Consider the following 12,525-nt stretch of genomic DNA (forward strand, 5'->3'; position numbering starts at 1 on the left):
CGGCCACACCGTCAAGTCGCCGATGGTCGGCACCTTCTATGGCGCCGCCAGCCCGGGCGCCAAGCCCTTCGTCGAGGTCGGCAGCACCATCAAGGAAGGCGAGCCGATCTGCATCATCGAGGCGATGAAGATCATGAACGAGATCGAGGCCGACAAGTCCGGCACCGTCACGAAGATCCTGTGCGCCAACGGCCAGCCGGTCGAGTTCGGCCAGCCCTTGTTCATCATCGAATAAGGCGCTCCGCATGTTCAAGAAGATCCTGATCGCGAACCGCGGCGAGATCGCCCTGCGGATTCAGCGTGCCTGCCGCGAGATGGGCATCAAGTCGGTCGTCGTCTACTCCGAGGCCGACCGCGACGCCAAGTACGTGAAGCTGGCCGATGAAGCGGTGTGCATCGGCCCGGCGGCATCGGCGCTGAGCTACCTCAACATGCCGGCCATCATCTCGACCGCCGAGGTGACCGACGCCGAGGCCATCCACCCCGGCTACGGCTTCCTGTCGGAGAACGCCGATTTCGCCGAACGCGTCGAGCAGAGCGGCTTCGTCTTCATCGGCCCGACCCCCGACGCCATCCGCACGATGGGCGACAAGGTGTCGGCCAAGCAGTCGATGATCAAGGCCGGCGTGCCCTGCGTGCCCGGCTCCGAAGGCGCGCTGCCCGACGACCCGAAGGAGATCATCAAGATCGGCCGCGCGGTCGGCTACCCGGTCATCATCAAGGCGGCCGGCGGCGGCGGCGGGCGCGGCATGCGCGTCGTGCACACCGAGGCGGCGCTGATCCACGCGGTGCAGACGACGCGCGCCGAGGCCGGCGCGGCCTTCGGCAACTCGGCCGTCTACATGGAGAAGTTCCTCGAGAACCCGCGCCACATCGAGATCCAGGTGCTGGCCGACGAGCACAAGAACGCCGTCTGGCTGGGCGAGCGCGACTGCTCGATGCAGCGCCGCCACCAGAAGATCATCGAAGAGGCACCGGCGCCGGGCATCCCGCGCCGCGTCATCGAGAAGATCGGCGACCGCTGCGCCGCCGCCTGCAAGCGCATCGGCTACCGCGGCGCCGGCACCTTCGAGTTCCTGTACGAGAACGGCGAGTTCTATTTCATCGAGATGAACACCCGCGTGCAGGTGGAACACCCGGTGACGGAGCTGGTGACCGGCATCGACATCGTGCAGATGCAGATCCGCGTCGCGGCCGGCGAGAAGCTGCCGTTCCAGCAGCGCCAGATCCAGATGCGCGGGCATGCGATCGAATGCCGCGTGAACGCCGAGGACCCGTACAAGTTCACGCCGTCGCCGGGCCGCATCACGACCTGGCACGCACCGGGCGGGCCGGGTGTGCGCGTCGACTCGCATGTGTATGCCAACTACTTCGTGCCGCCGAACTACGACTCGATGATCGGCAAGATCATCACGCACGGCGACACCCGCGACCAGGCGCTGGCCCGCATGCGCATCGCGCTGTCGGAGACGGTGGTCGAGGGCATCCTGACCAACATCCCGCTGCACCGCGAGCTGATGGTGGACGCGAAGTTCGTCGAGGGCGGCACCAGCATCCACTACCTCGAAGGCTGGATGAGCCAGCACAAGCGCTGAGGCCCTGACCCTGATGTACGAGCTGTTGCTGCTGGTGCCCGAAGACCTGGTCGAGCCGGTGTCCGATGCGCTGATGGACGAGCTGCAGGCGTTGTCGGTCTCGGTCGAGGACGCCGATGCCGACACCGACGCCGAACACGCGCTGTTCGGCGAACCGGGCATGCCGGCGCCGCGCGGCGGCTGGCAGCGCTCGGTCGTCAAGGCGCTGTTCGCCGAGGAAGACACCGCCACCGAAGCGGGCGCGCTGCTGCTCGCGCAGGACTGGGCGACCGGCGTTCAGCTGCAGGCGCTGCAGAAGGTCGAGGAGCAGGACTGGGTGCGGCTGACGCAATCGCAGTTCGCACCGGTGCCGGTCACCGACACCTTCTGGATCGTGCCGACCTGGCACGAGCCGCCGGCGCAGGCGCGCACCGTGATCCGGCTCGACCCCGGCCTCGCGTTCGGCACCGGCACGCACCCGACGACGCGCATGTGCCTGCGCTGGATCGCGACCCAGGCGCCGGCGCGCGCGGCCGGCTGGCAGCGCGTGCTCGACTACGGCTGCGGCTCCGGCATCCTCGCGATCGGCGCAGCGCTGCACGGCGGGCGCGGCATCGACGCGGTCGACATCGACCCGGCCGCCGTCGACTCCACCCGCGCCAATGCGAGCGCCAACGGCGTCACGCTGGACGCCGGCCTGCCCGACGCCGCCCACGGCGAGTACCCGCTGGTGCTGGCGAACATCCTCGCGTCGCCGCTGAAGCTGCTGGCCCCGCTGCTGTGCGGCCATGTCGCGGCCGGCGGCGACCTGGTGCTGGCCGGCATCCTCGAGCGCCAGGCCGACGAGCTGAAGGCCGCTTATGCGCCCTGGTGCACGCTGGACGTCAGCGACCAGGAAGAAGGCTGGATCCTGATGACGGCGCGGAAGAAGGCCATGGCATGATTTCGCCATGAGCCTGGCCACTCGTTGCACTGCCTGCGGTACCGTCTTCCGGGTCGTCCAGGACCAGCTCAAGGTCTCCGAAGGCTGGGTCCGCTGCGGGCGCTGCGACGAGGTCTTCAATGCGCTCGAAGGCCTGTTCGACCTGGAGCGCGATGCGCCGCCCGAATGGCGCGCGCCGGTCCCACCGCCGAGCGCGCCGACGCCGGTTGCTGTCGCCCCGGCCACGCCATCGTTCCAGCCGCTGCCCGAGCCACCGGACGATGACGACATCTTCCAGCTGAGCGAAGACGACCGCATCCACTCGCGCTTCTTCCACCCCGAACAGCAAGACGTCGCGCAGACGCCGGCGCAAGGCGTGGCGCAACGCGACCGCGTCGATTTCTCGGATGCGCAGTTCAACATGGACCTGCTGGAGAGCGAGGTGCACGGCGGTGCGCCGCCGCCGGCACCGCCGCGCAAGTCCAAGCCGGCCGCCAGGCCGGCCGCGAAGTCGACCAAGCCGTCGAAGCCTGCCGCGCGGCCGTCACCGCCCCGACCGGCGGCCCCCGGTTTCGTGCGCGAGGCCCGTCAGCGCGAACGCTGGCGCAGCCCGTGGGTGCGCGGCCTGCTGTCGCTGCTGACGCTCGCGCTGCTGGCGGGCCTGGCCGGGCAGGCGGCGCTGCATTTCCGCGACGCCGTCGCCGCGCAGTGGCCCGAGACGAAACCCTGGCTCGCGATGGCCTGCCAGCAATGGCATTGCGAGATCGGCGCGCCGCGCCGCATCGACGACCTGGTCGTCGAGAGCAGCGCGCTGGCGCCGGCCAATGGCGGCGCGGCCTACAAGCTGTCGGTGGTGCTGCGCAACCGCAGCGCGCTCGCGCTCGCGATGCCGTCGATCGACCTGAGCCTGAGCGACCCGAGCGGCCAGCTGGTCGCGCGGCGCGCGCTCGCGCCGTCGGATTTCCATGTCGCGACGCCGGTCGTCGCAGCCGGCGCCGAGAGCAGCCTGCAGCTGCTGCTGGCCACCGACGGGCGCCGCGTCAGCGGCTACACCGTCGAGATCTTCTACCCCTGAGCCCGAGCCTGAGCACGCACGCACCGCGTCTCCGGCGTTCCTTCTTTCCTGGAGCTTCCATGTCAGCCCTCATCTGCGGATCCCTCGCCTTCGACACCATCACGATGTTCCCCGGCCGCTTCGCGCAGCAGATCCTGCCGGAGCAGGTGCACATCCTGAACGTGTCCTTCCTGGTGCCGACGCTGCGCCGCGAGTTCGGCGGCTGCGCCGGCAACATCGCGTACACGCTGGCCAAGCTGGGCGGCGAACCGCTGGTGATGGCCACGGTCGGCGCCGACGACGTGGAGTACCGCGCGCGCATCGCATCGTGGGGCGCGAGCACCGAGTTCGTGCGCAACGTGCCTGACAGCTACACCGCGCAGGCCATCATCATCACCGACACCGACAACAACCAGATCACCGCCTTCCACCCCGGCGCGATGCAGGCGGCGCACACGACCACGGTGCCGACCGACCGCGGCGTGCGCATCGCGATCGTCGCGCCCGACGGCCGCGACGCGATGCTGCAGCATGCGCAGCAGCTGGCCGATGCGCAGATCCCGTTCATCTTCGATCCGGGCCAGGGCCTGCCGATGTTCGACGGTGCCGAGCTGAACCGCTTCGTCGCGCAGGCGAGCTGGGTCACCGTCAACGACTACGAGGCGCGGATGCTGTCGGAGCGCACCGGGCTGAGCATCGAGGCGATGTCGCGCTCGCATCTGAAAGGCGTCGTCGTGACGCTGGGGGCCGAAGGCTGCGAGCTGTGGCAGCAAGGCGTGCGCACGCTGGTGCCCGGCGTGCCGGCGAGCGAGGTGCTCGACCCGACCGGCTGTGGCGATGCGTTCCGTGCCGCGCTGCTGTACGGCCTGGAGCGCGGCTGGACGCTCGAGCGCTGCGTCGAACTCGGCAACCGGATCGGCGCGCTGAAGATCGCCAGCCGCGGCGGCCAGAACCATGTGATCGATCGCACGCTGCTGGGGGTGTGAAGCGGAAGTTCCCGGAAGCGAGGGGGTGACCTATCGGGGTTTCCGGGATATCTTCACGCCCTGCGTCAGACAAATGTTGATACCTTCGTTGGGTTGATCGGCTCGTCGTTCAGAAAGAGCCGGCAAAGGGAACACGATGCAGGCTTTCCAGTCACTCATATTGGCCTTCATGACACTCGCGTTGTGCGCGGTGACGTGGGGCGCCTGCCATTGGTGGTACGGCCGCCGCCTGAAGATCCTGCAGCAGCGGGTCGACAAGATGGAGAAGGCGCGGCACGTCGCCGGGCTGCATGCGCAGCAGGCCCGCAAGCAGATCGAGCAGTTGCACAAGCAGATGGCCGTGCTGCAGCAAAAACGCAGCGACCTGCAGGCGGTGATGCAATCGCAGCTCGACGTCGACCTGCCGATGGCGAGCGGTCATTCGTCAGGCGGCGATGGCGCTCCCGCGTTGCCCCCGAACGGCTTCGCTGATACGCAGCCGATGTAAGCGGCGGTCGAGGCGGAGGCCGGGCCGAGCGCCGGGCCGCCCCAAGCCGGCCCGGATCCCCTCGGGGGATCGTCGAAGTACCCTTCGGCGAGGGGCCGTCATGCCAGCAGAAAAAAACCCGGCCGAGGCCGGGTTTTGTCTGAATGCCTTCCGGCCTCAGGGCTTGTTGCCCGTCGGGAAAGGCCACGCAGCAGCGGGGCTGAGTGCGGTCTTGGCTGCAGGAGCAGCCGCAGGCTTCGCAACAGCAGGCGCAGCAGGCGCCGCGGGTGCCGCCTTCTTCGCTGCAGGCTTCTTCGCAGCCTTCTTTGCAGCGGGCTTCGCAGCAGGCTTCGCGGCCTTCTTCGCAGGGGCAGCCTTCTTGGCAGGCGCCTTCTTCGCAGCGGCCTTCTTGGCAGGCGCCTTCTTGGCAGCAGCCTTCTTCGCCGGAGCCTTCTTGGCAGCGGCCTTCTTCGCCGGAGCCTTCTTCGCCGCGACCTTCTTTGCCGCAACCTTCTTCGCCGGTGCCTTCTTGGCTGCCGCCTTCTTCGCCGGCGCCTTCTTGGCGACGACCTTCTTGGCCGCGACCTTCTTGGCCGGAGCCTTCTTCGCTGCGGCCTTCTTCGCCGGGGCCTTCTTCGCCGCGACCTTCTTTGCCGGAGCCTTCTTCGCTGCCGCCTTCTTGGCCGGAGCCTTCTTTGCAGTTGCCATTACATTTCTCCTTGATCAAGTTGAAAGAGCACTGCCCTGCGCCGGCGGGATGCCGATGCGAGGCAGTTATTCACTGTCCGAAGTCGCCCAGGAGGGACGCCCCGGTACGGTGAATGGGGTTGCAAACCGTTGGCCACCGCTTGCTTGACGGTGATCTCTTGACGGCTTGCGAATCTTGATCTCGTCCATGACCTGTTGCTGATCGTGTGTGCAGTCAGCGAAGCGTCAGTCCCACGAGAGGGCGCCACCGGATTGGTACTCGATGACGCGCGTCTCGAAGAAATTGCGCTCCTTTTTCAGGTCGATCATTTCGCTCATCCACGGGAACGGGTTTTCCTCGTTCGGGAAGAGCTCTTCCAAACCAATCTGCGTTGCACGCCGGTTGGCGATGTAGCGCAGGTAACCCTTGAACATCGATGCATTGAGGCCCAGCACGCCACGCGGCATGGTGTCCTCGGCGTAGCGGTACTCGAGCTCGACGGCCGTCATGAACAAGGCCTTGATCTCGGCCTTGAACTCCGCCGTCCAGAGGTGCGGATTCTCGAGCTTGATCTGGTTGATCAGGTCGATGCCGAAGTTGCAGTGCATCGACTCGTCGCGCAGGATGTATTGGTACTGCTCGGCAGCCCCGGTCATCTTGTTCTGGCGGCCGAGCGCAAGGATCTGCGTGAAGCCGACGTAGAAGAACATGCCTTCCATCAAGCACGCGAACACGATCAGCGACTTCAGCAGCGTCTGGTCGTTCTCGGGTGTCCCGGTGTTGAAGTTCGGATCCATGATCGCGTTGATGAACGGGATCAGGAACTCGTCCTTGTCGCGGATCGACTTCACCTCGTTGTAGGCGTTGAAGATCTCGCTCTCGTCCAGCCCGAGCGACTCGACGATGTACTGATAGGCGTGCGTGTGGATCGCTTCCTCGAAGGCCTGGCGCAGCAGGAACTGGCGGCATTCGGGCGCCGTGATGTGGCGGTAGGTGCCCAGCACGATGTTGTTGGCAGCCAGCGAATCGGCGGTGACGAAGAAGCCGAGGTTGCGCTTGATGATGCGGCGCTCGTCGTCGGTCAGGCCGTTCGGATCCTTCCAGGTCGCGATGTCGCGCGACATGTTCACTTCCTGCGGCATCCAGTGGTTCGCGCAGGTCGCGAGGTACTTCTCCCACGCCCACTTGTACTTGAACGGCACCAGCTGATTGACGTCGGTGCGGCCGTTGATGATGCGCTTGTCGGCGGCGTTCACGCGCCGTGCGGCAGCGGGAGTCGTCGTGCTGGAAATGCTGGAGGAGGTGTCGTTCAAGAGGGAGGCAGGTGCTGCGATCGCAGCATCGAAGTCCGGAGACGGAGCGACTGCACGCGCTTGAGAGGGCAGGCTCTGCGCGGGACTCGCTTTGTGAGAGATCGAGGGTTTAAGGTCTTCTTCCCAAACCAACATGGTGGACTTCCTTGACGCGTTGAATTATGAGAGTGTTGTGTTGAAACACCAAGCACTTATTGACATCGCGAGCACTTCGCTGTTGCTGTGTCGCATCGAAAAAACGCGCGTGCTTCGATGATCAATCTCGATGAGCACGCGCGTGTCTCAGTGCATCACTGACAGGCCTCACACGTCGGGTCGTCGATCGCGCAGAACTTGATGTCGGTCGCAGGTTCTTGCGATGCGGAGATCACCGGCGCAACCGCCGCGGCCATCACGCTGTGGGCCTGCACCGCAGCGACCGGCGCCGCGCCCATCGACGACGATCCATCACCGCTCGACACCGAGTTCATCTGCCCCGCCTTCACCGTCGATTTCTCGGCGTGCGTGGCGCCGACGGTGCGCAGGTAGTAGGTCGTCTTCAGGCCGCGCGTCCATGCGAGCTTGTAGGTTTCGTCGAGCTTCTTGCCCGATGCGCCAGCCATGTAGATGTTCAGCGACTGCGCCTGGTCGATCCACTTCTGGCGGCGCGCGGCGGCTTCGACCAGCCACTGCGTCTCGACCTCGAAGGCCGTCGCGTACAGCGCCTTCAGGTCGGCCGGCACGCGGTCGATGCGGCGCAGCGAACCGTCGAAGTGCTTCAGGTCCATCACCATCACGTCGTCCCACAGGCCGAGCTTCTTCAGGTCGCGCACCAGGTACTCGTTGACGATGGTGAACTCGCCCGACAGGTTGGACTTCACCGACAGGTTGCCGAACGACGGCTCGATCGACGCGCTGACGCCGATGATGTTCGAGATGGTCGCGGTCGGCGCGATCGCCACGCAGTTGGAGTTGCGCATGCCGTGCTCGGCGATGCGGCCGCGCAGCGCCGGCCAGTCCAGCGTCGTGCTGCGGTCGACATCGACGTACCCGCCGCGCGCTTCGGCCAGCAGGTCGAGCGAGTCGATCGGAAGAATGCCCTTGTCCCACAGCGAGCCGCGGTAGCTGGAGTAGCGGCCGCGCTCGGCTGCCAGTTCGGTCGAGGCCCAGTAGGCGTAGTAGCAGACGGCTTCCATCGAACGGTCGGCGAAGGACACCGCGTCGTCGGAGGCGTACGGCGTGCGCAGTTCGTACAGCGCGTCCTGGAAGCCCATGATCCCCAGGCCGACCGGGCGGTGGCGCAGGTTGGAGTCACGCGCCTTCTTGACCGCGTAGTAGTTGATGTCGATCACGTTGTCGAGCATGCGCATCGCGGTCGAGACGGTCTTCTTCAGCTTCGCGTGGTCGATCTGCACCACGCCGTCGACCTGCTTCAGGTGGTGCACCAGGTTCACCGACCCCAGGTTGCAGACGGCGATCTCGGTCTCGCTGGTGTTCAGCGTGATCTCGGTGCACAGGTTGCTCGAGTGCACGACGCCGACGTGCTGCTGCGGCGAGCGCACGTTGCAGGCGTCCTTGAAGGTGATCCACGGGTGGCCGGTCTCGAACAGCATCGAGAGCATGCGGCGCCACAGGTCCTTGGCGGGGATCTTCTTGAACAGCTTGATCTCGCCGCGCGCGGCCTTGTCTTCGTAGCGCGTGTAGGCTTCCTCGAAGGCCTTGCCGAACTTGTCGTGCAGGTCGGGGCAGTTGGACGGCGAGAACAGCGTCCAGTCGGCGCCTTCCATCACGCGGCGCATGAACAGGTCCGGAATCCAGTTCGCGGTGTTCATGTCGTGGGTGCGGCGGCGGTCGTCGCCGGTGTTCTTGCGCAGCTCCAGGAACTCCTCGATGTCGAGGTGCCAGGTCTCGAGGTAGGCGCAGACGGCGCCCTTGCGCTTGCCGCCCTGGTTCACCGCGACCGCGGTGTCGTTGACGACCTTCAGGAACGGCACGACGCCCTGGCTCTTGCCGTTGGTGCCCTTGATGTGCGAGCCGAGCGCGCGCACGTTGGTCCAGTCGTTGCCCAGGCCGCCGGCGAACTTCGACAGCAGCGCGTTCTCCTTCAGCGCCTCGTAGATGCCTTCGAGGTCGTCGGCGACGGTCGTCAGGTAGCAGCTCGACAGCTGCGAGCGCTGCGTGCCGGCGTTGAACAGCGTCGGCGTGGAGCTCATGAAGTCGAAGCTGGACAGCACTTCGTAGAACTCGATCGCGCGCGCTTCGCGGTCGATCTCGTTCAGCGCCAGGCCCATCGCGACGCGCATGTAGAACGCCTGCGGCATCTCGATGCGCACTTCGTTGATGTGCAGGAAGTAGCGGTCGTACAGCGTCTGCAGGCCGAGGTAGTCGAACTGCAGGTCGCGCTCGGCCTTCAGCGCCGCGCCCAGGCGGGCCAGGTCGTACTGCAGCAGCTTCTCGTCCAGCCGCTCGGCTTGCACGCCCTTCTTGATGAAGCCGGGGAAGTAGTCGGCGTAGCGCGCCGGCATCTCGCCCTGCAGCACTTCTTCGCCGAGGATTTCCTTGCGGATCGTGTGCAGCAGCAGCCGCGCGGTGGCGCGCGTGTAGCCGGGGTCCTTCTCGATCAGCGTGCGCGCGGCCAGGATCGCGGCCTTGTGCACTTCGTCGATCGGCACGCCGTCATACAGGTTGCGGCGCGTCTCGGCCAGGATCGGGTCGGGCTTCACGTCGGCGCCCAGGTCGGCACAGGCCGATTCGATCAGCACCTGCAGGCGCGCGAAGTCGAGCGGCACGCGCTGGCCGCGGTCGATCACCGTCAGCACCGGCTCGGCGGCAGCCGTGGCCACGTGGCCCTGCTTCGAACGCTCCTGCGAACGGCGCTCGCGGTACAGCACGTAGGCACGCGCCACTTCGTGGTGGCCGCCGCGCATCAGGCCGAGTTCGACGTGGTCCTGCACGTCTTCGATGTGGAAGGTGCCGCCGCCCGGGCGCGAGCGCAGCAGTGCGCGCACGACCGATTCGGTCAGGCCGTCGACGGTCTCGCGCACGCTGGCCGAGGCCGCGCCCTGCGTGCCGTGCACGGCCAGGAAGGCCTTCATCAGTGCGACGGCGATCTTGTTGGGTTCGAAGGACACCACCGCGCCGTTGCGGCGGATGATCTGGTAGCCCTGGTAGGCCGACGCGGAAGCCGCGGGGCCGGTGCCGCTGCGCGGCGTGCTGGTGGACGTGGAGGCGGCGTTGGGAGTGACGTTGCTGACTGCTTGCATGGATACCCCTTCTTGTGGTCTGTCGACGCGGTATGAATTCAATGCCCGATGTTCACGCCGACCACCCCGCAGCCAATGACTGCGGCGCGCCCACGGCGCTGAGTCGCCGGTGACGCATGAGAGGAACGATGAAGAACGAAGGACGAGCGCGATGGTTGAGGCTGTGGAACGGCTTGCCAACATGCGCGACCCGGATGCCCGACGTGTTTTCCGTCGATGCCGCCCGCTGCGCAGGCCCCTGGATTCCAGATGGCGAGGACGGGCACGGGTCTGAAGCTGCTGAGACAAGAGGATACCACGAGGGACACTATATCTGGGGGTCCGGCAGGCTTCAAGCACTAGCTGTAGCGTCCCGACAAACAAGGGGGATGCTCCGGCGATGCACCGCGACGCATCGTGAAAGTGCATCGCGCGGCCTCGGCACCCACCAACGCTGCACCTGCATCGGTGCATCCGCCAGCAGCCTTGCGCTCCGCGCGATTTGCGCCCGCGACGCCGATGGAAACTGGCTTGCCGCGATGCACTAACCCGTGCATCGGCGCGCAGCGATCAACGCGGCGCGCGCAGGCCCTCGGGAAAATACCGACCGTGCCAGCGCAGCCCGTCGGTGACACGCGGCCAGTCGAAGCCCGGACCCGGATCGATCTTGCGGCCGGGCGCGACATGCTCGTGCCCGGCCACGCCCTGCAGCGGATAACGCCGCGCGATCGCGCGCAGCAGCGGCAGCAGCCGCGCGTACTGCGCGTCCTCGAAGCGCTCGCCCTCCAGCCCTTCGAGCTCGACGCCGACCGAGAAGTCATTGCAGCCCTCGCGACCGCGCCAGGCCGAGCGGCCGGCATGCCACGCACGCTCGTTGCACGAGACGAACTGCAGCAGCTCGCCGTCGCGCCGCACGACGAAGTGCGACGAGACCTGCAGCCCGCGGATCTGCTGGAAATAGGGATGCGCGTCCCAGTCGAGCCGGTTCGCGAACAGGCGCTCGATGTGATCGCCGCCGTACTCGCCGGGCGGCAGGCTGATCGAATGGATGACTGCCAGCTCGACCGCGCAGCCGGCCGGCCGCGGCCCGAAGTTCGGGCAGGCACAGCGGCGGGCGCCGCTGCACCAGCCGTCGGCCTCGATCAGCAGCGGCGGCTCAGGTCGGTTCGCTGCGTTCGACATCGACCGGGTCGTCGGTGCCGCCGACGTTGACGCCCAGGCGGGCCATCCGGTAGCGCATCTGGCGCAGCGAGAGCCCGAGGCTCGCGCCGGCCGCGGTGCGGTTGTAGCGGTAGCGCTCGAGCGCGCGTTCGAGCACGTCGCGCTCGATGTCGTCGAGGTAGGCCGCGAGGTCGCTCGGCAGCGGTGCCTGCACCGGCACGACCGGTGCGCGCACGGCTTCGGCTGCGGGCGTGGCGGCGGGCTTCGCCGACACCACCGGCGTGGCATCGAACTCCGACGAGTCGCTGTCGCTGAACACCAGCTCGGAGACGCCCAGGTCGGCGACGTCGATCACGTCGCCCACCGTCAGCGCGACCGCGCGGTGCAGCAGGTTCTCGAGTTCGCGCACATTGCCGGGGAAGCTGTAGCGGCTGAGCTGCACCATCGCGTCGCGCGTCAGGCGCGGCGCGGGCGACACGCCGGCATCGCGCGCGATGCGGTCGAGCACGCGGTCGCAGATCAATGGCAGGTCTTCGAGGCGCTCGCGCAGCGGCGGCACGCGGATCTGGATCACGTTGAGGCGGTAATACAAGTCCTGGCGGAACTTGCCGGCCTGCACTTCGGCGCCGAGGTCCTTGTGGGTCGCGCTGAGCAGCCGCACGTTGACCGGCTGCTCGACGACCGCGCCGACCGGTCGCACCGAGCGCTCCTGGATCGCGCGCAGCAGCTTGCTCTGCATCGCGAGCGGCAGGTCGCCGATCTCGTCGAGGAACAGCGTGCCGCCGTTGGCGGCCTGGAAGAAGCCCTCGCGGTCTTCGGCGGCGCCGGTGAACGCGCCCTTGCGGTAGCCGAAGAACTCGGCCTCGAGCAACTGCTCGGGAATGGCACTGCAGTTGACCGGCACGAAGGGTTGCCCGGTGCGCGGGCTGATCTCGTGGATCGCACGCGCGACCAGTTCCTTGCCGGTGCCGGACTCGCCGTTCACCAGCACCGGGGCCATGCTGCGCGCCACCTTGTCGATCAGCTGGCGCACCTGCTGCATGGCCTGCGACTGGCCGGCCATGCGGGTGAGCGCCTGGCTGACCGGGCCGGCGTGGGCCGGCGGCGCGGCCGGTGCCAGTGCGGCCGGCCGGGCCGCAG

Annotated in this window: 11 protein-coding genes; 6 read left to right on the forward strand and 5 right to left on the reverse strand. The window is 67.3% G+C overall.

The window, feature by feature from the left end; genetic code table 11:
- From accB to ACXJLU_RS30700, 6 genes are all read left to right on the forward strand, one after another.
- A partial coding sequence (accB, locus tag ACXJLU_RS30675) for an acetyl-CoA carboxylase biotin carboxyl carrier protein (protein ID WP_457337552.1) occupies positions 1 to 235 on the forward strand: 235 nt, incomplete at its 5' end.
- Positions 236 to 245: 10 nt separating this feature from the next.
- Positions 246 to 1,595: an acetyl-CoA carboxylase biotin carboxylase subunit gene (gene accC, locus ACXJLU_RS30680; RefSeq protein WP_457337553.1), complete on the forward strand. Its 1,350-nt coding sequence runs from the start codon at positions 246 to 248 to the stop codon at positions 1,593 to 1,595.
- A 13-nt stretch (positions 1,596 to 1,608) separates the two neighbouring features.
- Positions 1,609 to 2,517, forward strand: coding sequence for a 50S ribosomal protein L11 methyltransferase (prmA, locus tag ACXJLU_RS30685; RefSeq protein WP_073463005.1), 909 nt, complete (start codon positions 1,609 to 1,611; stop codon positions 2,515 to 2,517).
- Between the two features lie 7 nt (positions 2,518 to 2,524).
- Positions 2,525 to 3,571, forward strand: a complete 1,047-nt coding sequence (locus tag ACXJLU_RS30690) for a zinc-ribbon and DUF3426 domain-containing protein (protein WP_457337554.1) — start codon at positions 2,525 to 2,527, stop codon at positions 3,569 to 3,571.
- Positions 3,572 to 3,630: 59 nt separating this feature from the next.
- Positions 3,631 to 4,536, forward strand: coding sequence for a carbohydrate kinase family protein (locus tag ACXJLU_RS30695; protein WP_457337555.1), 906 nt, complete (start codon positions 3,631 to 3,633; stop codon positions 4,534 to 4,536).
- Positions 4,537 to 4,705: 169 nt separating this feature from the next.
- Positions 4,706 to 5,023, forward strand: a complete 318-nt coding sequence (locus tag ACXJLU_RS30700; protein WP_143171288.1) for a prefoldin domain-containing protein — start codon at positions 4,706 to 4,708, stop codon at positions 5,021 to 5,023.
- 156 nt (positions 5,024 to 5,179) lie between these two features.
- On the opposite strand, the gene ACXJLU_RS30705 is transcribed toward ACXJLU_RS30700, so the two are convergent.
- From ACXJLU_RS30705 to ACXJLU_RS30725, 5 genes are all read right to left on the reverse strand, one after another.
- Positions 5,180 to 5,710 (reverse strand): histone H1-like DNA-binding protein, encoded by a 531-nt coding sequence (locus ACXJLU_RS30705; protein ID WP_457337556.1) that lies wholly within the window; start codon positions 5,708 to 5,710, stop codon positions 5,180 to 5,182.
- 225 nt (positions 5,711 to 5,935) lie between these two features.
- Positions 5,936 to 7,138 carry a ribonucleotide-diphosphate reductase subunit beta gene (locus ACXJLU_RS30710; RefSeq protein ID WP_457337557.1) on the reverse strand — a complete coding sequence of 401 codons (1,203 nt, stop codon included), beginning with the start codon at positions 7,136 to 7,138 and terminating at the stop codon, positions 5,936 to 5,938.
- A gap of 155 nt (positions 7,139 to 7,293) precedes the next feature.
- Positions 7,294 to 10,245 carry a ribonucleoside-diphosphate reductase subunit alpha gene (locus tag ACXJLU_RS30715; RefSeq protein WP_457337558.1) on the reverse strand — a complete coding sequence of 984 codons (2,952 nt, stop codon included), beginning with the start codon at positions 10,243 to 10,245 and terminating at the stop codon, positions 7,294 to 7,296.
- Positions 10,246 to 10,794: 549 nt separating this feature from the next.
- On the reverse strand, positions 10,795 to 11,406 hold the full coding sequence (gene ampD / locus ACXJLU_RS30720; protein ID WP_457337559.1) for a 1,6-anhydro-N-acetylmuramyl-L-alanine amidase AmpD: 612 nt from the start codon (positions 11,404 to 11,406) through the stop codon (positions 10,795 to 10,797).
- A partial coding sequence (locus ACXJLU_RS30725; RefSeq protein WP_457337560.1) for a sigma-54 interaction domain-containing protein occupies positions 11,381 to 12,525 on the reverse strand: 1,145 nt, incomplete at its 5' end. The genes ampD and ACXJLU_RS30725, both read right to left, overlap by 26 nt.

Source organism: Rhizobacter sp. P5_C2 (assembly GCF_054049715.1).